The sequence below is a fragment of the Pseudoalteromonas sp. Hal040 genome (genome assembly GCF_037162425.1).
Taxonomy (GTDB): domain Bacteria; phylum Pseudomonadota; class Gammaproteobacteria; order Enterobacterales; family Alteromonadaceae; genus Pseudoalteromonas; species Pseudoalteromonas gelatinilytica.
The window spans coordinates 1073603-1097890 of the sequence record NZ_JARLUU010000001.1; the positions used below are offsets into that span (position 1 = coordinate 1073603).

The window sequence follows — 24288 nt, forward strand, 5'->3', positions numbered from 1 at the left end:
TCTAAAGTTAGTCCTGGTTTGACTTATTCGCGAACCATCCAGACTTTTGATTGCGACTAAGTTTACCTAGTAGCTTAATCGCTCTTTCTAAAGTGATACGTTGATCTGCAATATCACGATAAATTTGATTTGCGCGCTTTTTGCGTTTAACGGCAGCGCCAGCATCTAAAAATGATTCGATTAGTTGATTAAAGTATTTAACAGGTAATGATTGCTGTTGCTCCTGTTGTTGACTTGATTCATCTTCTTCTAGCTTTTCTATTAGGCTTGATATTTCTGCACTGGCAAAACTCATTTTGCGCAAGATGAGTTTTCTTTAAAACGGCTAACTGTTGCTTCATGTAGTCTATATCTATGAAGTTGAAAGCAACAATCATGTTTAGCGTGGTGAGTGCTGTACGAAATTCTTTAGCTGAGCAGCGTTCATCAAATAAATGGCGTATGGTTTGATGTATTTTCTGCCATTGTTGCCATGCATACACGTAGTTTAAACCCGCACCTTTAATATTTTGCATGCCTACAATAACTTGATGCGTATTTGGCAGACCTAAATCAGCGATTGAAGTTGTTAGTTCATCAGCAGATAAATTGCTGTTTTCATGTACTGTTAGTTTAGATTTAGTAATAGTTAGTAAGCGCCCTTTTATTTCATTTGCATTATCAGCCATATTTTCTTGCAAAGTAGTCAGTGCGTTTCGTTGAAACAGGTGGCGAAAATTACACAAAATAACACTTATTTGTGAGTCTGAAATATCACCCAAAATTTCTTTTACACAGGCTTTATTTAGTGTCCCTTCACTCAACGACATTAATTTATCTGCATTAGCGTGCCCAAAAGCATGCGCAAAACGGGCCTGGAGTTGCTCTGCTGTGAGTAAGTTAAGTTGCACCTGTAGGTTTTCGAGTTCTTCAATATCATTGTTTTCAATAAGTTTATCAATTCGCTCTGTTAAGGCATGAATAAAATAACTATAAAAGCCATCAACGTTGCTGCCAATCACTACAATTCGGTCAAAACGTAAATCATGGCTCAAAATATTCGCGAATACTTTTGAACGTGCTACACGGTCATTACGATTATTAATTAATGCAATGACTTGTGTTTTGGGGCAATCATTGAGCCCATAAAGGCCAAGTCTTCGCCAATTTTCGAGCGTTGCCAAACGTTCATTAGCAGACATACTATTTACAAAAGACTGCTCTAAAGTGTTTATAGGGGCGCGAGGAAAGTGTTGTAATACGCCGATGTCAGGAATAATTCGCGCAGAGGTCTCTTTAAATACATAGTCTTTACTGAGGCCAATGTGTTTGGCCATTTTGCACACTAAAGCAATATTTGCTGGATGCTCTTGGTATGGATAAAGCGCCCGAATATCATCAGTAATTTGTAAACCATCAGCCCAGTGTACTTGAATTAGGTTGGAATTCTTCTGTTTTGCATTAGTATCAAGTAGCGGCGCCATATTCTGTTCGCTAGTGAATACTAAACTGTTCTCCCCAATGAAATGGCTTGTTTCATTGGCAACATCAATACCTGTTGGCCCTAATATATCTTCATGATCTGGGTATGCATTGGTGATAGTTGAAAAGTTGTCTTGCATCCAATTGCGTAAAATTCTCACATAGCGTGGGGTTAAGCCCATGCATTCCCACAGAAAAACATCAGCTTGTACATTTTTAGCAAAATGTAAGACATCACTTTGCTCCCAAATACTGGCTTTATCAAAAGGTCTAAACAGGGGAATTTCGAACTGTTCACCACTGGCTCTGGCATAGATCATGGTTGCCTCGCAACCCGTCGTTTTACTAACGACTTTTAATGTGAGGCTACTAAATAACGCTGCTTTTAAACGCTCAGTTCCTGATTTTCCTCGTGTACCCCAACCCCCAATTGAAACAGGAATATGAGCTCTATCAGATTTGATTTGGCGGCTTATCTTCACATGTCTTGCCCAAAAGTAGGTTATAAAACTAAGCACAAAGAATATAAGCTGGCCTATGCTATTTTGGTAAATCGAATACGCATACTCTTTAAAGCTAGACCAAATATTAACCAGAAAAGGTGTAATTGCGAGCTTGTTGTATAAACTACTGATGCTTGCTTCAACGGGGAAGGTGACATCTAGCACACTGCCATATTGCTGAAATTCAAGCTTAAACCCTTTATTTTGTAGTATTTCTAAAAAGTGTCTTTGTTCAACATCAGAGCCATTTCGCAACTCGTTTAATTTTTCAAAGTTAAACGATATCCAGCTATAGCAGTAAAGTCGTTTAAATAGACTCTTTGGTGGCGTGACTATTAGAATACCATCGGGGGTATAAGTTTTTGCCGACGTTTTTATGTGGTCTTGAGAGAGGCTACTTAATAGAAAGTCGAGTAATGGCAAGTGTTCACGAGCGCTAAATTGTTGTTCATCAAAACGTGGTTCGCCAGGAACTTCCGTTTGACTAATTTCAGCCACTATACTGCTAGGCACATGCATAAATGCACTCGGTTTTCTTGCTTGTAAGTGATTGTAGCTTTGGCGTTTATCAGTACTGGATGTTTTGAATTCATGCCATAGTCGCCAAAAACGAAAGCCACGCTTGTAGCCATGCTGCACTTGCCATGATTTCTTATGCGTATTGACATTGTAGGCTTCGTAACTTTGTGCCTGATTGCTTAATAGCCGACCAAGAAGTTGTTCATCCCAATCGGCTAAATTTAGATTATTTTGGGCGCTTAAGTCGACTTCCAACTGAGCCACTTGCTGCTGGTGCATAAAGCTGACAAGTTGTTCCCGTACTCGGCTGATAATTCGACGAATAGCGAGGTTCGGCTCATCTTCTAGGCGCTGATTTAAAAATTCCACAAACGATTTAAATAGGCTATTCGTTTGCTGCTCTGTTTGACAATCCACTTGCAGATTAAACATGATGCGAGGGCTTAATTCGAGTAACAAACGCTTTTCAGCAAAGCTAGCTGTTGCTTTTAATTGTTGCTGCCAAATTTGAAACCCTTGTCGATGTTCACTAAACCGTGGATCGGCTAATTGTTTAATAAGCGTTAATCTAACAGCTTGCTGTGTTTCATGTTGAAAACCCTCTAAAACAAGCTGTTGTGAGCATGACCAAGGTAATATTGCACATTGCTCGTAGACACTTTGTCTTACTCTTGGGTATGGATGTTTTGCAAGTAAAAATAATAGTTTAACGTTAACCTCACTGAGGTTAAGTTGTTTGCTAATAATGCTAGCAAAGGCACTGAGTAAAAATAATTGCCTGCGGTCAATTTGCGCGCTGTCAGGTAACTCCAAATCGATATGAGAGCGCATAAAGTAGCGTGTGAATGTTGGCCTTAAATTAATTAAGATTTCTAAAATATCGACCTTTGCTGCATGCGGCGTAGTAGGCTTTTCAAGAGAGCGCAGCAGGTTTTCAACTAAATCTGCATTAAAGTCAGGATCATCCACATATTCACTGAGTAGTTGCACTTGATTAGCCAAAGCGCGAAAAATTGAATTGCGAATTGCTTCATTGTCCGTTTTTTCTAATAACGATAGGAAGAAGCTTTCTAAATTCAGGTTCAGCCATGACTGTGCAATTTCGTCAGCATGAATGCGCAAATATCGATTTGCTAAATCGCCGAGTTTACCGATTAAAAATTTCAGTGATTGTTCAAGTTCGGAGGTTTTATCTTGGTAGCGATTAATCATTGCACCTTCGTCAAACCAGCGCTGAAAAGCCTCTTGATCTTTTTTTAGCTGTATACGGTCTGCACCTAAAATATATGCGTAATCAAGAATGTGAAACTCACGCTCGGCCTTTAACTCGGCATGGCTTAAGCGCTCTACAAAACGGCGATGATCGGTATCAAGTTTAAGCAGCTGATTCTGTAAAGTGTCAATTTTGTGTGTCAAAAAGGCAATTGCTTGCAGCAAAAGCCAATCATCTTCATCGTCGTCATCAGGTTGGTTTTGTATCAGCTCCCATTGGCTCAATTCATCAACCAGCTCACGATATTTTTGACGGTATAAATCTAACCAAAAACTGGCAATATCCGCAAAAAGCAATGTTTCTAGACGTTGTTTAAGTTGTTTACTGCTCATAATCACTGTGCTCTAGCAAATGGTTAAGTTGAAGTGCAGGGAAAATAATTTCATCATGAGCAAAAGGTGCAAAGCCGGTGTGCTGGTTATTACCTGATGAAAACTCGACACTAATATTATGATTGTTCCAGACCCAGTCTTGCTGCCAACTAAGTTTCAGCCAGCCATTTGTGAAACTGCCTAAATTAACTTGTTTTTGCCATGCAAAGCGAGTGATGTATTGCCACGTCGCAGTTGCTCTATGATCGTCAGCAAAGCGATAGTAGCTATCAAGGCCAACTTGAAAAATGTGGCCATGATAATATTGATTCCAACTTGAGTTGAATTTTAAGTAATCGAGACTTAACCAATCATCATTAGAACCAGAAGAGACGCCAAAATTAAGGTAGTTATCAACCCAAGGTTGATAACGGTACTGGTAATAACTCAACCAGCCAGATGCATGATTTTCACGGTAGAAGTTGAAAATGCTCGAGTTGAGTTGCTCATCTGCTAGGTAATCATCTAAATCTGCGCTGCTATAGCGAATATAAGGTGTTACTTGCCATTGGTGACGGTGCACGGTATCGCGCTGCCAAGACTGACCAATACTGATACTTGCATCTAATGCATACTGTAGATCAAAACTGTCATGACTAGGTTGCCAACGTGAGTTGATTTGCGTGTCGATATACCATGGGCTGCTTTCATCTTGCCAAGAGTGGTATCCATTTAGGGCAAAAATATCAGCTTGAGTATCGCTCAGTGAGTAATAGCCTTCTAATTGATACCAGTGGTTATCATCATTGAGTCGTAAGCGGGCACCTATATCTATTTCTTCACGGGCAGGAATATCTTCGGCACTTTGGAAAATAGTTTGCTGATCGTAGCGAATAAATCCCTGCCAATTTAATTCATCACTATGCAAGTTTACCTGCTCATTGATGATAGATGGCTGCTCTGGGGCTTGATAAGTGATTAGTTCAGGCAACAAGGTTTTTGCTTGTGAATAAGGCGAGATTTTATTGCTTTGCTCACTCAGCTGCCAGCTATATAGGCGTACGTACTGCAACGTATCAGCAGTGACTTCAACCTTACCCGCAGGGTGGAAGAACCGCCTTTCTGTGCGCTTAAATTCATCCATTTCTTCTAACTTAATGAGTCTGTCAGCAGGTAACTTGGCCATTAATGGCGTATCAGGTGTCACAGTGTAAAAGAGTAACGTTGTTGGCAGTGCCAAGTGTTGCCAGCGACCCGCAATATATTGCTCAGCCTCAATTGTTAGATGCTGCGATAGATATGGGTTCAACCACCTGAGCGAAATGATATTGTTATCCAATTCACGTTTGTTAAATGTGAAAGGAATGCTTTGCTGTTCAGTGACTGACCAAATCTTTTGAACATTTGCTAATTGCAATGACAGGTTAGCAACATTTTCACGCGCCAACTCAGCAGTAGAGAAGTTAAATTTAAAACGGATCTGTTGCCCTTCAGTTTGTGCTAAATCAATGTTTAATGTGTGGAAAGGGCGCAGTAGAATGCCTTCATTGGAACCTGCCTGTGTATTAAGCAGTGTAAAACGATCGGCAAAACTGCTTTGCGCAGTACTTTGCATATCAAATAATCGCGTACCAGCAAAGTCGAGCAAACTATCTAATGGCTGCCATTGACCATAACTTTCTATTCTATTTTGTAAAAAGGTTGACTTAGCATCCGCATCTAAGGTTTCTAAGCGCTGTAGAAGTTGTGTGTATTGGTTATTGGTAAGGCGTTTTTTACTGAGTAGGTAAAGCCCATTTAGTAGCAGGTCTGCTTGTGTTGCGTCAGCCGAGTAAATGAGCGACATAATATCGTTTGATGTAGATTTATTTGCTGCATCAGATACATAATCGAACTGGTTAAATAAAGACTCAGGAATGAAACTGACATCAAGATAACTCGTATGGTCAGCTGTTATTGTTAGCGCTTCTCCAGCTTGAAGGCGTACTACCAGAGTGGCTGCCACTGAGGCTGCTTGTTGGTTTTTAACAAATAAGGTGGTTGCCGGTATATCGCTAAAAATTGGCATGAGTTTATGCTGATATTGGCTCTGTGCCATAAGCCAAGCCGTTTGGTACTCACCGTTTTGCTTGGCTGATGTGCGTGCTTTAATAACTAAATTAATAGGCGTTTGGGCATTAAAAGACCACGGCATTGCTTCTGTGATGACGGTATTTTGCAATTTACCTTGGCTGTTAATAAAGGTTTCTTGCGAGCCCGCTTTTAGCTGATATCGAGCTTCATCAACAAAGGGGTGTGCACTTAAAGTCTGATAGTTCAGGGCTTTAAAACTTTCAGAGACTTTAGTTGGCACAGTTGATGAGTAAGCAAGCCACGCAGCCAAACGATGCTTTTGCTGTTTTACAGCTAAATTAATCAAGATAGGCTGGCACTCTTTTATAGTTGTTAAGTTACCTGCACACAGTGCAAATAGCTTAATATCTTGATGTTCTGTTTGATAACTATCTATTAAGGCTTGTGCGGCAAATTGTTTCAGTTGTAGTTGCTGTGTACTTTTGTATAGCCCTTCTAAATAACTATTCGCTAAATGAAATTGCTTTTGTTCACGTAAAATTGCTACTCGAAGTTGCCAAGCCTGTTCTGCAATTGCTGTATCAGCATTTTGTGTCAGAGGCTTTAAAAATGCTAAGGCATCGAGTGGGGCGCTAGTTGCTAAGTCTTTGGCTGTGAGCAATGATTGTTCGGCATTAAAGGCCGTGACGTTTTTACGTGCTGGCGCATAGGGCTCGATGGCCGCTAAATAATCGGCATGTTGTTTGTGCAGGTCATCTGCAATCAATTTTGATATCGCTGGGCGTAGATTCTTAGTATTGACTGCTTGTTGATATATCACTTCATCACTAGGCAGATCGGTCAGTGTTCTTGCATAGAGCGCAAATTCAATTTGATTCGACTGACTACTTAGGCTTTGAATAGTCAAAGATTGGCTGTTAAGCGGCACTGAAATTATTAATGATTGAAAATCTTCTGTTGCTTTTAGGTTTACTAACCAGCTATTTTCACCTGAAGACAGCTTTAACTGGCTATCTTTAGTGCTTTTAGCAATTAAGGTTAGCCAAGGTGTTGCACGTTTTTTGCTTGATAAATCAAATAGCTGTGCTGACTGATTTAAAGTGGAAATGAGGCGAAGCTGTTGATTTATACGTGGATAAAACTGATCGTCAACTAAGCGTTGTTCAACGAGTTCTGAAACCATACGACTTTTAGTCTCCACTGCGCTAAAAGTGCGGTAACTACCCCAAAGTTGAGATTGCCCAGTCATCATTGATAGCAAGTTATTGTGACGTTTAGTGGCAAGAGGGTTATTTGCTGTAAATACATCATCACTAAATACGTGTAATGAGTGGTCGTTATAAACCGCTGAAATGGCATCATTTGCGACTTGGTACCAATAAGGTAGCAAGTGTTTTTCTTGTTCTTTTTCAGCAACATTATCATCATAAATCGCACGATGACTTTGCTCTAGTTTGATAAAAGCATCGGTTTTACTTTTTATCGTTAAGTATTGCCCTGCAGCGATTGCAAGATACTCTGTATTTTCAAGGCCAAGCGACTGCTCTTTATATTCTAAGGCTTGGCTGTTAATGGTATTTATTTTGGCGACCAATTGTTTATCGACATACGCATAAACAACACCTTTTTCATCAGGTTGTTGCATATTTTGACGAACAGATAATTTAAGTTTTTTCGCCGCAGAGAAAAACAAGGTAACTTTGTCATCTTTGTTTAGTTGATAATAACGCTCACTACCTCGGCGATTTTTAGTTACAACGGAGGGCTTAGCAAGCGATAAAGCACGTCTAAAGCTATCTACATTTTGTGGTATATGACCAACCATGGCTGTGAATGTAGCATCTTCATCCAGATGATTTTGGATGGCGACTATTCGGTTATGGCCCATAGCTGGCAATTGGCAGCGTTTCGTATCGCAAAGTAAGTCACGATGCACTTGCAAGCGTTGTTGTATGTATTGTGTATTCCCCGCACTAATAATAAATTTATTAAGGTGCTCAGGAGCAATGTCTAGCCAATGCCCTTTAGGAAGCCAAAGGTAGTGATGCTGTTTGGCATTAAAACGCATATCTTGGCTGGTGGTAAAGGGAGCGAGCTTAGGCGAAGTTTGCAGCCAGATTGTAGGCTCAAGAACACCTCTATTAATATCAACAGCGTATGTAGGCTGCATTGAAAGCAGCAGTAAAATGATAGCAATTATGAAATAAGGCATTGGTTAAACAACTTTAATAGCTGGTTATTAGAAACTAATCGCTCACGCAACTGGCGACTTAACTCGATATGAAAAAATTGGCTGTTCTTTGGGGCCAGTGATGCAAGAATATTTGTCGTACCTCCGAGTTCTTTAACATCAAGGCCGTAAACCATCGCAGTGATCTTTAGCTGCTCGTTCAGACAGGCTGTTATTGCAATCGTCCGTGTGCTAGGTATTACATGACCATTACTGATAATGGCATCTGCCTTTTTACCCTCAGGCGTTTTTCTGTTTTCTTTAGCAAAACCATGTATTTGATAAATAGAGAATGATTCAACATGTTCAGCGTAGGCAAGAATAAAGGCATTACTCGCGCTTTGTTTATACTTTCCAAAGTCAATAAGTTCTCCATGTTCATCACGGGTGTTACGGTGTTTTGTGTTGCTTAAAAAAACTTGGCAGTGATTAAATAGTGCCTTTGCAATAGTATGAGTATGTTTGTCATAGAAGCGATGAGGTGCATAAGCAATACATTGTTCACCTTGCTGTCTATAATGAATTTCGCCGCCCGAATTTAAAGATTCATTAGCAACTAGAGCACCTTGTTTGGTAGTGAAGTGCGCAAGAGGATATTGCTGTTCAGCAAGCCATAACTTTAAGTTCAAGGTTAGTTCATTCAAACTAGGTGTTGCGTGGCATGCGGATACAAACAACCACACTGCAATCAGCATCATTTTAGTTTTCATGGTTCCACCACCTTACCTTTTGCTCTTGCAGAGGGTATTCCTCAAGTACAGAAATCCACACTGTGTCAGTTGCTTGTAGTGTTAGTGAATGTAATTCAGCAATGTCATTAGTGATTGTTTGAGTAATACTCGGATAACTTGTTAATTGGCTATTTTTTGGGTGAATTAAAAATGCATCGAGTAATGCAGATTGGTGCAGCATAAAACGTTGCTTGGCGATGCTGTATTCACTGGTGAGCCCTGACTTGTAGTCAGCATTTTGTGTGAGCGATAACTCAACCGGTTCGCTGCTATTTGTACGAAACACTTTAAATACTACGCTCATAGGGCGCTGTTGTGCTGTAAACTCAAGTGTCAAAGGCGCACTTTTATCAAGCTGGTAAATACGTTGCTTAATCCAAGGGCGTTCTCCATACCAGTTTTGATAGATCGTTTTCGCCTGTGATTGCAATTGCTGCAATGTCTCCACCGATAACTCAGACACTGTGACTTCTTTACTGCTGTTGTTAGATAAGCGATAAACTAAGTTGTTGTCCTCAGAATCGTTATAAGGTGAGTAGTTATTTTTTTTGTATAAACCATAGTTAAATACTTGTGGTGGCAACTTGGGCATAAAATAGCGATCAGGACTTAATACTAAAGCGACATTTGACAGAGGCAGTTTGTCAAATAGCTCTTTAGATTGATAAAAAGTTGTCACTAACTCCGGCTCTTTTGGCGGAGTAAAAGTACGAATATTAGTAAAGTGTGCTAACTGCGTTAACTCATAATGATTTGCAGCTCGTTGCTCATACCAAGCGGCAATATCGTAAAAGCCATTTATCGGTTCAGGTAAAAATTGATGAGAAATTGCTCGTTGATAATTAAAATCAGCAAATCGAGATTTTAATCGAACGTAGACATCTTTCTCGGCACTAATTTTCAGGTGATGCGCATTATCAGGGGTACGTAAATAGTAGCTGTTGAGCATACCAACACGCTGCCTTTGTGTATTATCGTTGATCACGCGATCAAAATCGGATACGTCGCCTTTTAAAGTGACACTATAGTGCTCAATCGCCAGGTTATGTTCATCATAAATGATCACGCTGAGCTGATTCGTTTGTAAGGCACGAACATCAATATTGAGATTGCTACTTGGCTCTATATCAAAATTTACACTGGCAAATTCATTCACCAAATAGCTGCCTGCATAACTTGTTAAAATTGCGCTGCCTGATGCGGTTCGCCAACTAGTTAGTAATGGCTCTTCACTGCAAATAGTGACTAGCCCAGCATCAATCAGTTCTGTTTTATAATTATTGTTGTTATCAGTTACCGCGAAACTAATCGGTGTTGGCGCTTTAAATTGATGCTTATCGTGCCAAGTTAGCGATGGTAAATACTGATTTGAATTGACTGTGAAAATAAGGCTATCAGTGACATCTAGGCTAATGCTGGCGCATAGACCAAGTTCCGTGTAATAGGCACCTAAGTCGTGCTGCTGCATACTAAAGTCATAGGTCGTGACATTGTATGGCAGAGTTTCATACAAAATGTCAGATTTAAAGTCGATCCCAGGGATCCCTTGAGGTGCAATTTTTTGCCACCAAAATGCCATTGCATTACTAATTTCGGCGTTGGTAAGTGTGTTTTCGCCCATAGTAAGATAATCAGTGGCGCGTCTTCTTCTTTCTAAAGGGCGTTTAAGCCAGCTATTGAGAGGATCGATACTTTGTTCAGGCGTTTTGGCATGAACACGAACAACCACACCTTGTAGTGATTTTTCTTCTGGGATTAGTGTTAAATCTAAAGTTTTTGCATTGGGGTAATGAGTAATTGGCAGATAAAAAGATTGTCCAGAAGCAACATTAAGCGATTGCCTATTCTCAATAATTTGTTTGATCTGTTGCTCTTCACTATTGTTAACTAGCTTTGAAGCGTGATGGTAAATTTTATCTAAAATCACATTACCTTTATCGTCATAAAGAACGTATTTAATTGCGTAATTTACCGGTAATTCAAGAAACACAGATTGGTCAAACACGGCATTCGATAGAATTCGTAATGAATGAGTACGCTGGTTAGAAAATGTAAAACGCAGTGGTTTTTCGCTGCTTAACCACTGTACATTAGAACGTGTTTCCGTATTGCTACGCGCATCCACGGGTTCCGCTGAGTCTAACCACACTAAAAAGCTACGCCCTGCAAACAACAATGTGAAAAGTAATAACAAAATAAGCATTAGGGCGAATAAACGTTTAATTAAATACACGTTGACCTCCTCCCATTAGCTGATTAAATACATGAACATCAATTAGTTGATTATTCGTCGGGTTGTAGATGGCAAGAATGCTATTGTTTTGCTTTATCATTAGCGCGAATTTATCAAGGTGTTCCAGTTTGATGGTTTGTAAACTACACGCGGTTATTTGGTGACAAAGATCTCGCAATGATGTGAGGCGTTGATTAGCGACATAGTTATTTACAAGTGTTTGTAGCTGTTGGTTTTTATTATCGTCCAATGGTTGCCAGTTATAAGGCGATAAAGTAGCAAGGTTGATTACCTTGACCTTAGAGTTACTAGATATGGCTAATAAACGCTGCAACACGCTACTTTGATCCATCGAAAACTGTTGTTTAAAATCAGAAGCAAGCCACAAGGTTGCCAGCTCACTGTTAGCATTAAATTGCTGATAGCCAGATTGCGGTGAACTGCCAATCTCAAGGCCTCGTGTGGCTTGTTGTCCCATGACTGTTTGATAATTGACACCTAAAGCGATGAGCTCATTATCAAGCTGCTTCATTAAAGGAATCGCAGTATCACATATTTGTGTTGTTGAGAATGCAATCGCATTTGGGCGAATCCATGAAGGTGCACTATGACTGCGAATTTGAACATTCAAACTAGGCTGATTTTGAGTAAAACGTAAGAAGCTTTGGTGAATGATATTGAATAAAGAGTCAACATTATCTGCAGCTAATACATTTGCTTGTGGATGAGCATAAGGGTGCGCACCTGCGACGAGTAAGTTTGCAGCATTCGCTCTGGCAAATAACTCACTCGCAAAGCTTAACGTATTACTTTCAAACAAGGGTCTAGGGACACTTAAGGTAATTGCTTCGTGCTCGGTTAAATTAAACAAGAAAATCCCTTGGCCTTGTTGTAATGCTACAGGAGTATCTAGCGGGCTCAATAGTAAATAACGTCCACTGTTGTTTTTCACAAGCCTCAATTGATAGCTTAAAAGCTGTGCGGTGCCATTAATTTGTTTTAGCTGATTTAGCATATCTTCATTCAGCGCATCATTTCCGATGCGATCAATTAGCTTATAAAGTGGTGTTAAGACCTCGAACTCCCAAAGCGCTACCTGACTTTTAGAAAGTGGTTGATAGTCAAAACTGCCTTTTTTGCTTATATGGGCAGAAAATTCATCTACTATTTGATTGATTTCTTCATTTAATTCATTGAGTTGTAGGTTGCTGTAATGGAAATTCTCACGGTAAATACTGGCCAAAATGTTGGTGTAATTATCGCCATCTAGAAACATTTCAAACATTGAGCCAGAAAAATTTGAAGAAGGCAGGCTGCTACTGGTTGCCGTACCAAAGAAGGTTGTTTCACTACCTACAAAGTCGTGTAGCTCGCGCTGACTAACGGAATGAGGTAATTGGTTGTAAATCCAATATTGACTGCTTGCTTGTGTGGCAGCATCTGAAAACAACGCTGAGGTATGGCGGTTAGCCTCTCTAATTTGTAGTATTTCCGTACCTTCTAATGCAGAAATAAAAGCCTGATAAAATGGGCTTTGTTGGTTTTCTTTTGCCAAGGTTTTTAATGGTGTTTTACTTGTGCCGAATACCAAGGCCTTACTTTGCAGTTGTTCGAAAATAAGACCTGCAGAGTCACTGGCTAAACTTTCAGTAATCGGAAATGGCACGGTGACCAATAAAGGGGTTTTAGGATGTTTGTTTAAAACAAACAGTCCTCGCTGCCTATCTTCAATTGTATCAATCAGATAAATATAGTTTTTGTCACTTTGTAGTAAAAAGCCTATGCTTGTAAATAAAGGCGTGAGATCAGCAATACCTTGCTGCTCAATGATTGCCTGATCAAGTTTATACACAGCATATTTAAACTCAGAAACCGTTTGATTCGCTTTATAGCTACTGACGCTTACTTTATTACTTCGGCTTGTATATAGGTAACTCTTGTATTGGCTAACTTGCTGATTTAGCGTAATGACATGCATCTGTTCAGTTTCTGGTTTAAGACTCGGCCCAGAGAGCATCGAGGGTAGAAGCATAACGATAAAACCAACAATAATCGCAAGTAACCCGCCCACGATAGAGGTTTGCAATGTTGCTCTGACAACAAGACCTAACGCATTCTTTTGATAGATCTTTAATGCCAGTAACGTTGCTAACATATAGCCAAACGCAAAGGTATCAGTCACTTTTATGGTAGGAAAATACCAAACCACAATGTAGTTAAGGATTAGTTTATAAATAAAGCCGATAGTGAAGAACAGCATTAATAATCTGGCACCTTCAATATTGGCGTGTTTAAGTCTGGTAAAGTGAATAAGCGAGCCACCGATTGCTAAAATTATGGCGGTTTCAGCAAATGAAGTCAGTAATTTACTAGGTTGAGTTAGTTGCAGTGCCAACAGAGCTGGCAACATAATTCCGTTGAACTCCCAGCCATATTTAATATTTGCGCGAGAGGCTAGAAAAGCAGTAATGACAAGAATGATATAGGCTTTTGGGGCGGCAATGATGGACGCGACGACGGCTTCGTACATAATACCCAAATTAGCAATACTAAAGTTTGTAAAAGGCATAAGTACAAAACGTACGAGAATAAATGTAATAAGTAACTGAATAAAGGTTACTTTTAAGCCATATTTAAAGCCTCCGTTCCACATTACATTTGCTGTTAAGGCGATAATGATAAGACCAAGCGAATAGAGCTGTGAAGCATAATCAAAGGTGATATCCCAGCGACTTAACTGATTAGCAATCACTGGCCAAAATAAAGTGTCCATACAGACACGGACTAGAATACTTAACAATATGATGGCAAAAAAACGGTCACGGCCAAACATTTGACTGTAGCCAAACTTTTCCATCATATAGTGTGCGCTGAAACGCATTAAGGCATAGACAACAATAGCTTCAATGATAATAACTGCTGCTGAGGTCGGGCTGATGATAAGCAAGGGGACTATATAACCTGGTACAACAAGACCTGTTAATGGAAAACCGAAGCGCAAGTTGAGCAAGCATACCACTGCGGTACCTACCCAAACTGTTGTAATAACAGATTGACCAAGGCCACTGCCCGCAGGGAAGAGTGCTAACACAAAGTCCATTAAGCTTGCCCCTCATTGCGAGCTACATGGTTTTCGATAAACTCGAATAAAATACCTGATACTTGGAAAGGCTCACCGGAAGCTGCTTGCGAGCCATCAGCATGAAGGGCTTTAATATTTAAGGTGTAACTTTGTTCTCCCAACTTTGAGGGTAACGCTACTTCTGCTTTGTTTAGAGTGATATAACGTAATTTGCCCTTAGCAATTTCAGCATCTAAGTCACAGCTTTTGCAAAGTAAATCCAGTGCTGTCATTTCAAAAATGGCGAGTTGGTGCTGTTTGGCAAATTGCTCAAGTGATGCGTTTGTTTGAATCACTTGACCAAACAAATTAAATAGCACGGTTGCAGAGCGGGTGTGATTAAACACCATTTCTAAGGTTGTTAGCTTTTGCTCCATTTCATTAATAGATTGTTTAACCTGCTCACTAATCGGCTCATGAAGCTTTAAGGTTAGTAACTGATTTAATAAGCTATTGTTACTCGCTTGAGTCGTTTTAAATATATGATAATGGAAAAGTAATTCAGCAACTTGCGCGACGAATTTATTGACGTTTTTTTCAAACGCTTGCTGGTTGAAGTATTGGTTGGGGATAACAGATAATGCCCAAAAACCACGTACGTCACCGGCATAAACTAAGGGCGCCATAAATTCGATTTCACCTTCTTTAATATGTGTAAAGAAGGGGCGGGTAATTTGTACAACCCCTAATGATTTTAGAGCCTTGCTGTAAGGTGTGCGCTTGTAATCACGGCGCATTTCTTGAATATCATCTAAATTACAATTAATCGCACGAATTTCAACAACGCGATGATCATCTTCTTTTCGAGCAAGGAAAATTGATTTTTCTAAGTCTAATTGTTGGCTAATTAATTGAATGATTGGGTCCCATGGCGAAGCTTGCTCAATAAAGCTTTGTGGTATAAAACGACCCATCATTTTTTGCTGAATATTGTTTACAACGGTGTTCAGTTCATTATCTTCAGACATCTTTCTAACAATAATCACCCAAAATAAAGTGATAAACGTCAGTACGATATATTGCCCGATAGGGATGAAAAGTTGGTTCATCTCAATGAATACATAACCTATTAAGCACCATAGCAATACGCTGTTTAAGGCAATAATAAAAGAGTAAATAAGCGACAGCTTTTGAAAGCTAAAAAGCAGTACAAGAACAAGCGCAAGCTCAACGAAAATAGTCAGTAAGCTATTTAACTGTTTTACAGTCGTTTGTTTATCAATACTGTCAGCGAGGTAGGCTATCAGTAATAAAGGATCATTTAGGCCGTCGAGTTTTGGGGCATGAATGAAGACATTAAAAGCGGCCGTTTTTTGGCCAACGATAATGATTTTATTTTCAAGTTGCTCACTCATTACGTCTACATCGAGCACTCGTTCAGCACTAAATTTTGGCAGCGCAGTGACAGCTAAATCAAAGTCGATAAGTTGTACGTGTTCTGCATCATAATTAAATATCTGCTGCCAAATACTTTTGCATTCAAGCTCATTTGATTGCGGAATGCGCATTTGATAAGTAGCCCAATTATCAATTTTTGGTACGCAAAATTCGCTCCCTGCGTAAGGGTAATAAACATTTTTTTGTTGTGCTGCAACTAAAGGTTCATCAGCCAGCACTACAATCGCACGCGGCTTATATTCAACTAATTTTTCAACGAGTTGCTGGTGATTATCAGTTAAACTTGCGCTGCTGATCAGGACTACATTGGTTTGCTGAGTGTGACTTAGTGACTCTAAATTTTGATAGAAAAAAGCATTGCTCGCCTGAAAAAGGTTGAACACATTGCTTAACAAGACAACACTAAATAAGCTTAAAGTAAGCCAAAAAGCGCGCACGTTTTTTAAACGCAACAATTGTTGAACAGCAGACACATCTCCTCCTTAATCAAGTATTGTGAATGTAAGTTTTACATTCGTATCATTACTTGCTGAGATTTTTAAAAAGTCAAAACCGTGCATTTTCTCGGTTTGCCATAGTCCATTATCTAAGCTGATAGCATCTTGCCAGCTAATTAGTGCAACATTATCTAAGCGAGATATTGCTTCACCGTTACTTGGTGCGTAATGCCTAAATTGTAGTTTTACGCCCCTTGGTGGAAGTTCTTTTGGTCCTATAGTGAATTCATCTGACGGTAAACTAAAGTCATGGCTAAAAGCGTGCCATGCTTGATCACCCCTTCACTTACATCAATTTTATGCTGTGAAAAAGTAAGGTCGTCAATTTCGGTTGTATAACTCAAAAGCGCATCAATTTTTCCACCGTTTTCTGCTTGTAAATAACCATAAAAAGAGAAGTCTTTACTCAGTAGTGGATCGCCATTTTCATCAGTGAGTTCCATCACTCGCATTGTGTGTCTAAACGGTATTATCGATGGCGTATTATCGAACTCATCTCTACTAGAGCACAGTGCTTGAGTACCCGCATATGGTTTATCTGTACATGGAAATACGCTGTCACTGGTATGATCCCAACGGCTCACTTCAAATGCTTCGCTGTCGTTATCCCAATCTTCAAAATCACCAAACACCATTATATCGCGTCCAAATACCACACTGCTGAGCTCGCCGCTGGTTACTTTGATTGCTGATAAAAATGCCGCCGATGAAGGGCTGTATTGTCGTAAGTCAATAATGTCGTTGCTGCTATCTACCTCAATCGTAACGTCGGTTGTGCTCTTTGTTGCTTGGTTTTGGCTGAAATAGACTTCACCATAATTATCACGAGGAATTAGCGTGATATTGTCATCAGAAAACTCAGCAAGACGTCTTAATAAGTAGTGAGTTAAAAATCCTGTTGTGAACCGTGGTTTATAATCTTCGACAAAAATAGGATAAGCAAAAGCCCGATTGACGGTTTGCGTATCGGTATTTAAATCGATCATTACTGCAACACCGAGTAAGGTATCAAGGCGTGGTTGATCAAAGACAAAGTTACCCAACCCCAGCACTGCTGGAATATCGTTATAAACAGCAAAACCTTGTGCCACATGAGGGTGGTGGGCAATAAGGAGATCTGTATTTTGTTTTGATAATGCTTCAAAGCGGCTGCCAATATAGCTTGAAGGAGAATAGGTGTATTCATCTCCACCGTGCATTTGGGCAATGATAAATTGCGAAGAATCTTGTTCTTCTAATGATGATTTAACGGTATCCGAGTTGGTTAAATTTGCAGCCCCGCCTTTCGTTAAATCAGCAATATAACTATATTCATGTTCTTCACCTGTAATCGAGGTAGCGGCAAATAACACCAGAGTTACATCATCGAGCGTTTTACTGACGGTAGTCATTGCTTGACTCTCATCAAGACCTGCACCGCTATGAAGTAAACCTGCATTGCTTACTTCAATGAGGGTATCTTCTAAGCCGGATTGCAAGTAATCGTAGATATGGTTATTACCAAGACCTACATAATCTATGCCTATCTCAGTGAGCCCTTGTAGTGAGTCTGGTAGACTAAAAAAGCTAAACTCTTTGGTTGGATGTACAGTTATAGGATTAGTCGTCACTGGCGACTCTAAATTAACAGACGCAAAGTCAGCATTTTGAAATAACGTCGCGACATCCGCAGTAATTGCAATGCTGTCTGCCCCTGCTGTATCTGGGTGGATCAAGGCATCAGTTACGTCGGGAATAGACGTGCCCATGGTTTTTAAATTGGGATCTAAATAACGACGGCCAAACATGGTATCGCCAGCAAATAAAAGGCTTTTACTACTCGATGCTTTAGTTTGGAGTTGAACTGTCTTTGTTGATGAGTCAGGTTGATTAACGACAATACTTGCTCGCGGAAAATATCCCGCTTGCTCAACCATAATCGCATGATTGCCATAAGCAAGGTTACGAATACTTATTGTACCATCGCTATCAGACTGATAGGTTTGCTCTGCTAAGGTAACACTGATATTGCTAAGAGGTGTTTGATTTTCATCGGTGATCGTAAAAGAAATATTTGCACTACCCGCAAGCAGCTTTTCGCGATCGCTGATTGCGACCTGCGTTTGCTCATCTGGTTTATCTTCGTTCGGGTCTTTTACCTTACATGCTGTTAAATTAAGACACGTAAGCAGAACTAAAGAATTAAAAAATATTTTCAACTAACGCCCCTCGTTATCACGCAATTTACATTCTATACGTCAAAATTATTATGGTTATTTTATAATTGCTGGCTAATAGGTACAACAATTGACCAGCTCTGAAAATTCAGATATTGCCTGCTCTTCGGCATGATTTCGACGATATTTTGTACTGGCGACTTAATAACCAATGATAAAGGTGTAGCTTAGTAAGTAAGTGTAGTTCAATTTTATTGGTTGGAGGAATTTGTCTTAGAATTTAGATAAATAGCAATTTGGTACTAGGAAGCGAGCGAAAATAAAAAAGGCCAATAAATGGCCTTTTTGTGCGTATGGGCTTTCACAAAATGAAAGTTAGAATTTGTATTTCACACCAAACATAGCAACAACTGGGTCAATTTTTACTGTTGAAGTTAGCGCTTTTGCACCGTCTGCATAAACAGTTGCGTCAGTTTCGATATCAATAAGTGAAACCATGCCATGTAGACCCCAGTTTTCACTCATCATGTAGTTAAAACCTGCTTGAGCTGCAATGCCGAAAGAGTCATCTAGTTTAACTTCTACATCGTCAGTACCTAGTGTTGCTTTTAAAGCCGCAGAAGGTTGCTCATCAAAGAAAGTTGTATAGTTAAGACCTACACCCACAAATGGACGGAACTTATACGTTGAGTCTAAAAAGTGGTATTGCGCTAAAAGTGTTGGTGGTAAATGCTTGATAGTCGCGATTTTGTTACCAGCTAAACCACCTGCACCTTGAACATCATGACTAAATGGTGTTGCTGCTACTAATTCAATTACCCAATTGTCATCAAGCGCGTAATCTACAGTAATACCTAGCTGAGTATCATCATCTGCACGTAGGCCTAACGTTGGCGCTTCATTGATTTTTGAGCTGTCGTTATCAGGGTTTACATTAATTGCACCTACGTTCACGCTTAAGTTTGCGTTTGCAACAGGAGAGAGTGCTAATAGTGAAGTAAGTAATGCAATGCTTAATTTAGTTTTCATGTTGTTCTCCGCGAACTACTTGTCTGATTTGGTTGAGGCTATTATTACCAAGTTGCAGCGGACAAAACCTGTTCTAGATCAAAGTTTCAAAAATGTTTGAACACAGTGAAGTCATTTATTGATTTAGATTAAGTTTTTAAACAGGTACGGCGAAAAAAAGATTGACTGTTATTGACTCTATATTCAGTTACGGCTGTTAAACTAAAGGGGTTGTTTGCTTATTAGGTGTTTTACATGGCTGATCCTCAGCATTTATTTCTTCATGGCTCGATTTCAAAAGCGTTACTTAAATTAGGTATCCCGATCATCTTAATCAATATTTTGCAGTCTGCTTATCAATTAACAGATGCATTTTGGGTAGGGCGCTTAGGGGCGGAGCAAGTAGCGGCCGTTTCTGTCAGTATGCCAGTTACCTTTTTAGTGATTGCAATTGGTTCCGGTTTAGCGATGGCGGGGGCTATTCTATCTGCTCAGTACATGGGAGCTGGCCAGCAAGATAAAGTTAATCATGTTGCTGCGCAAACCATGTTAATGGTGACGCTAACAGCCTCGATGCTTGGTTTAACGGGTTATGTGCTATCGCCATACTTTTTGACTTTGTTAGGCGTTGAAGAGCAAGTGTTTGGTGATGCCCTTAAATTTATGCATGTATCTTTTATTGGCGTTGTGTTTGTGTTTATTTATGCCATGTTCCAAGCCTTAATGCGTGGTATCGGGCAAACCAAGGTGCCACTGTATATAGTAAGCGGTACTGTATTACTCAATTTTGTGCTTGACCCTTTACTGATTTTTGGGTTTGGTGATTTCTCTGGTTTTGGCGTAATGGGCGCTGCATTAGCCACACTTATCACTCAAAGCTTAGCGGCTGTCATTGGTGTCTGGGTATTTTTACGGGGGCGTCATGGAATTCAACTAAAACTCTCAAGCTTTAAACCAGACTGGCAATATATGAAACAAGCCTTCTTTTTAGGGGCACCTGGCTCGGTTGAACTTTCAACGAGAGCATTTGGTTTAATCATAATGTCGTTTTTGGTTGCCAGCTTTGGTACGCACACCATTGCTTCTTATGGTGTTGGCTCTAATATTTTGCAAATGGTGATGATCCCTGCAATGGGCCTTTCAATGGCTGTTTCGACCTTGGTTGGTCAAAACATGGGAGCAGGAAACCCGCGACGTGCGGCACAAATAACACGCTTAGCCTCGCTTTGGGGGTTACTAGGCCTGACATCCGTGGGCGTGATTGCTTATTTGTTTGCTGAATACTTGGTGGCTTTTTTCATTCCTGATGATGAGTCTGTGATTGCTGGTGGTGCAGAGTTTATTCGCGTCATGTGCTTAACTTGGGGCGGGATAGGCGTGCAGCTTTGCGTAGTCGCTGCATTTAGGGCTTCAGGAAACATACTAAATGCGATGGTTGTGTCACTGCTTTCGCAATGTGTTATTCAATTTCCTGCCGCGTATATTTTGTCTAAGCATACTTCACTGGGACCACAGGGCATATGGTATTCCTTTGCTATCACCAATGTACTTGTGGCGATCATTACTTATCTTTGGTTCGCAGCAGGTCGTTGGCAACGAACACAATTAACCAAAGAAGATAAAGACATAGCCAAGGTGACCCAAGAAACCCTTATTGAAGAAGGAAATCATTAATTTAAGTTTCACACTGCGGTAATAAACTCTCGTTGTAATAACCCAAGCTTTCTAAATGACTAGGGTTATTATGAGTTTGATATCAAATGCAGAGTTAGCAATGCATCAGTCGGTGCAATCTGAGGTAGTTGAAACATTACAAACCTTGCTCCGATTTAAATCGGTCACACCTGCTCAAGCTGGTGCAATTGATTGGCTTGAAAGTAATTTAAGCCAGCTCGGCTTTGATTGTGAGGTATTTAGCTTTAATCATGTTACTAATTTAATTGCTAAAATCACTTTTGGTGAAGGCCCTATCGTTGCTTTTTCTGGCCATATTGATGTAGTACCCGCCGCGCAGGGTGATTGGCGAGTTGATCCTTTTAGTGGCGAGATAGTTGATGGCAATGTCTATGGCCGCGGCGCAGCAGATATGAAAGGCGGCGTTGCTGCTATGCTTTGCGCAACAAAACGTTTTCTAGCGCAAAAGAGCAATAAACGCGGCACATTTTACTGGTTAATTACCTCTGATGAAGAGGGCGAGGCTGAATACGGTTCTTTACTGATTGCTGAGCGTTTAGCCAAACAAGGTGTTGTGCTTGATGGTTGCCTAGTAGGCGAGCCGACGAGTCATTTGCAGGTTGGTGATACCATTAAAAATGGTAGACGCGGTGCGTTGTCGGCTCGATTATCTATTCAAGGTAAAGCTGGCCATGTTGCTTATCCAGAAAACACCATAAACGCGGCGCATTTAAGTGCAGAGGTTGTAAAGCGCTTAACGGCAATTAGCTGGCACAAAGATGAAGCCGGTTCGGCAACAACACTACAAGTAACCGGCATTAATATAGCCAATGTGGTGGATAATCTTGTTCCTGCTCAGTGTGAGCTAACGTTTAACGTGCGTTATAGCCATGGCTACAAAAGTAAAGACGTTAAAGAAGAAATTCAGTTTGCGTTGGCAGATTTAGCATCCCAGCTAACGCTTGTTTGGGAGCGCCCGTGCGAATCATTTTATACCCTGCATCAAGCCAGCAATTGCTTGTTGCAGCAGCTTGAACAAGCCGTGCATGAAATCACTGGCAGCTTTCCGATGCTTAGTACTAGTGGTGGCACATCTGATGGCCGCTTTTTTGCTAATGAGCACACTCAGGTGATTGAATGTGGCGTGAGAAACCATACCATTCATCAAGTTAATGAGCATGTCCCAATCGCAGACTTAATCACCATTGAGCAAATATATTCAGCTGCGCTTAGAAATATATTTAGTTAAAAATGAAAAAGTCGGCGAATATGCCGACTTTTTCCTTTTAGTTATTTTATAACGACTATTCGCGTGCCTGTCCTAAGTACCGTTTGGCCTTACTCGCTTTTACTTTATCTAAGTCGACAAGCACTAATCCATCAATGCAGTTATTAAACTCAGGGTCGATGCTAAAACTTAAAAACTGTACGCCACCAGGTTCGCAAAGCTCCGTGTATTGTTTGAATAAGGTAGGGACTTGCGCGCCAATATTGGCAAGTACATGCTTAAGTTCAACAAAGTCTTCTTTAATGTCATCCCCAGCAAATAACTGAGCACATTGCTCTTTTTGTGATTCGGTATGGCGATATTCATTATTGGGGATAGCTAACACTTGTTTAGCACCATAATAATGTTGGTAATAATGAACGAGGAGTGATTTTGCTTGCTCAGGGAGTGCGTTAGACACGCTGACTGCGCCAAACAAATAGCGGTATTGCGGGTATCGGTTAACAAATGCGCCGATGCCAAACCATAAATAATCTAGGCTTTTTCTACCCCAGTATTTGGGTTGCACAAAACTGCGACCAAGCTCAATACCTTTTTCAAAATACGGAGTCATATCATCACTGTAGCTAAATAGGCTATCGGTGTATAAACCTTTGCGGCCATGTTTTTCTATAATGTCTTGTGCGCAGGCAAGTCGGTATGCGCCAACTAGTTCAAGTTGTTTAGCATCCCACAATACAAGGTGTTGATAATCCATGTCGTATTTATCGATATCACGGCGTTTACCACTGCCTTCACCGACTGCACGAAACGCAATTTCACGAAGTCGTCCTAGCTCACGGAAAATCGGTGAGCTACCACAGTATTGGTATAAGTAAATTTTCATACCATCAGAGGTTTCACCTAATAGTTCACACTCTTCAATGGCTTTTTTAAGGTCTTTCGTTGCTTCTGGACTGGCAATGGGAGTTTGCGTTTTTAATGGCAGAGGTTTTTTAGTGATAAGTCGATACAACTGTTTTCTTATCAGCTGAGCTATCTCTTTATCTTTTAAATTCTCGATTAAATATGACTCAGGTGGGATAGATGCGCCAATTTCAAACTCTAATGATTTTTGTCGTTGTTTAAACATCTCTTTGACTAATAGCAAACTGGCTAATGGTTTATAGATCATTGAGGTGCCGTAAAATAGCGGACTGTTTTTCGCTTTGATGTATATAGGCAAGATGGGGGCATTGGCTTTTTTTGCCATACGTAAAAAGCCACTGTTCCATTTACAGTCTTTAATTCCCGTTGGACTTAAGCGGGATACCTCACCTGCGGGGAAAATTAATAACGCACCGTCTGATTTTAAGTGCTGTTGGATATTAGCCAGTTCTTTCTTTTTACTTGTTCCAGATAGGTTATCTACGGGAAGGAGTAACGAGTGCATCGGAGTGATAGACATCAGCATGCGGTTTGCAACGACTTTTAAATCAGGGCGTACACTTGATAAGACTTTGATTAGTGCTAATGCATCGAGTGAACCAATAGGGTGGTTAGCCACGATGACGATATTGCCTTCACTAGGGATATGTTCCATTTGCTTTGGCTTGTAGCGCGTGTCAAAGTCTAGCTCATCAAGTACTTGCTCTACAAATTCAAGTCCTTGTAAGTGTGGGTATGCATCACCAAAGGCAACAAATTCTTGCTCATGTAATAAATAACCAAGGCCTTTCTTTACTAAGCCTTTTACTTTTGGTGAATTTTCTAACTGTGGTAAATTTGCTTCTATTACTTTATCAACACTGATCATACAAACCTCAAACATAAACGCATTCAGCGATGAGGTTAGGGTAAGAGTTCGCTGTGACAGTTAGGTTGCAGTTGTGT

The 24288-nt window shown here is 40.2% G+C and carries 12 protein-coding genes; 2 read left to right on the plus strand and 10 right to left on the minus strand.

The annotated features are described in order from the left end of the window. Nucleotides 1-7: 7 nt before the first annotated feature. The 9 genes from P4S60_RS04755 to P4S60_RS04795 all read right to left on the minus strand — a co-directional run bounded on the left by P4S60_RS04755 (nucleotide 8) and on the right by P4S60_RS04795 (nucleotide 19535). The gene (locus P4S60_RS04755; protein WP_337115196.1) at nucleotides 8-295 is read right to left on the minus strand and encodes a hypothetical protein; all 288 of its coding nucleotides are present in this window, start codon (nucleotides 293-295) and stop codon (nucleotides 8-10) included. Beyond that, the gene (locus P4S60_RS04760; RefSeq protein WP_337115197.1) at nucleotides 240-4088 is read right to left on the minus strand and encodes a poly-gamma-glutamate synthase PgsB; all 3849 of its coding nucleotides are present in this window, start codon (nucleotides 4086-4088) and stop codon (nucleotides 240-242) included. Before P4S60_RS04760 ends, P4S60_RS04755 begins: the two co-directional genes overlap by 56 nt. After that, the gene (locus tag P4S60_RS04765) at nucleotides 4078-8352 is read right to left on the minus strand and encodes a hypothetical protein (RefSeq protein ID WP_337115198.1); all 4275 of its coding nucleotides are present in this window, start codon (nucleotides 8350-8352) and stop codon (nucleotides 4078-4080) included. The genes P4S60_RS04760 and P4S60_RS04765 overlap by 11 nt, the downstream gene beginning before the upstream one ends. Continuing rightward, nucleotides 8337-9080, minus strand: a complete 744-nt coding sequence (locus P4S60_RS04770) for a hypothetical protein (protein ID WP_337115199.1) — start codon at nucleotides 9078-9080, stop codon at nucleotides 8337-8339. Before P4S60_RS04770 ends, P4S60_RS04765 begins: the two co-directional genes overlap by 16 nt. Further along, nucleotides 9070-11334 (minus strand): hypothetical protein, encoded by a 2265-nt coding sequence (locus P4S60_RS04775; RefSeq protein ID WP_337115200.1) that lies wholly within the window; start codon nucleotides 11332-11334, stop codon nucleotides 9070-9072. The genes P4S60_RS04770 and P4S60_RS04775 overlap by 11 nt, the downstream gene beginning before the upstream one ends. Next, nucleotides 11321-14434 (minus strand): poly-gamma-glutamate biosynthesis protein PgsC/CapC, encoded by a 3114-nt coding sequence (locus P4S60_RS04780; protein ID WP_337115201.1) that lies wholly within the window; start codon nucleotides 14432-14434, stop codon nucleotides 11321-11323. Before P4S60_RS04780 ends, P4S60_RS04775 begins: the two co-directional genes overlap by 14 nt. After that, nucleotides 14434-16326, minus strand: a complete 1893-nt coding sequence (locus P4S60_RS04785) for a hypothetical protein (protein ID WP_337115202.1) — start codon at nucleotides 16324-16326, stop codon at nucleotides 14434-14436. Before P4S60_RS04785 ends, P4S60_RS04780 begins: the two co-directional genes overlap by 1 nt. Nucleotides 16327-16565: 239 nt before the next feature. Continuing rightward, on the minus strand, nucleotides 16566-18548 hold the full coding sequence (locus tag P4S60_RS04790) for a CapA family protein (protein WP_337115203.1): 1983 nt from the start codon (nucleotides 18546-18548) through the stop codon (nucleotides 16566-16568). A 333-nt stretch (nucleotides 18549-18881) separates the two neighbouring features. Next, a complete protein-coding gene (locus tag P4S60_RS04795; RefSeq protein WP_105174647.1) occupies nucleotides 18882-19535 on the minus strand; it encodes an OmpW/AlkL family protein in 654 nt (217 codons plus the stop codon). Between the two features lie 234 nt (nucleotides 19536-19769). Here P4S60_RS04795 and P4S60_RS04800 point away from each other — a divergent pair, with 234 nt between their 5' ends. Further along, nucleotides 19770-21188 (plus strand): MATE family efflux transporter, encoded by a 1419-nt coding sequence (locus tag P4S60_RS04800; RefSeq protein ID WP_337115204.1) that lies wholly within the window; start codon nucleotides 19770-19772, stop codon nucleotides 21186-21188. 70 nt (nucleotides 21189-21258) lie between these two features. Continuing rightward, nucleotides 21259-22437 carry a succinyl-diaminopimelate desuccinylase gene (dapE, locus tag P4S60_RS04805; RefSeq protein WP_337115205.1) on the plus strand — a complete coding sequence of 393 codons (1179 nt, stop codon included), beginning with the start codon at nucleotides 21259-21261 and terminating at the stop codon, nucleotides 22435-22437. Between the two features lie 55 nt (nucleotides 22438-22492). Here dapE and P4S60_RS04810 read toward each other — a convergent pair whose 3' ends face one another. Next, nucleotides 22493-24211 carry a lysophospholipid acyltransferase family protein gene (locus P4S60_RS04810; RefSeq protein WP_337115206.1) on the minus strand — a complete coding sequence of 573 codons (1719 nt, stop codon included), beginning with the start codon at nucleotides 24209-24211 and terminating at the stop codon, nucleotides 22493-22495. Nucleotides 24212-24288: the final 77 nt, after the last annotated feature.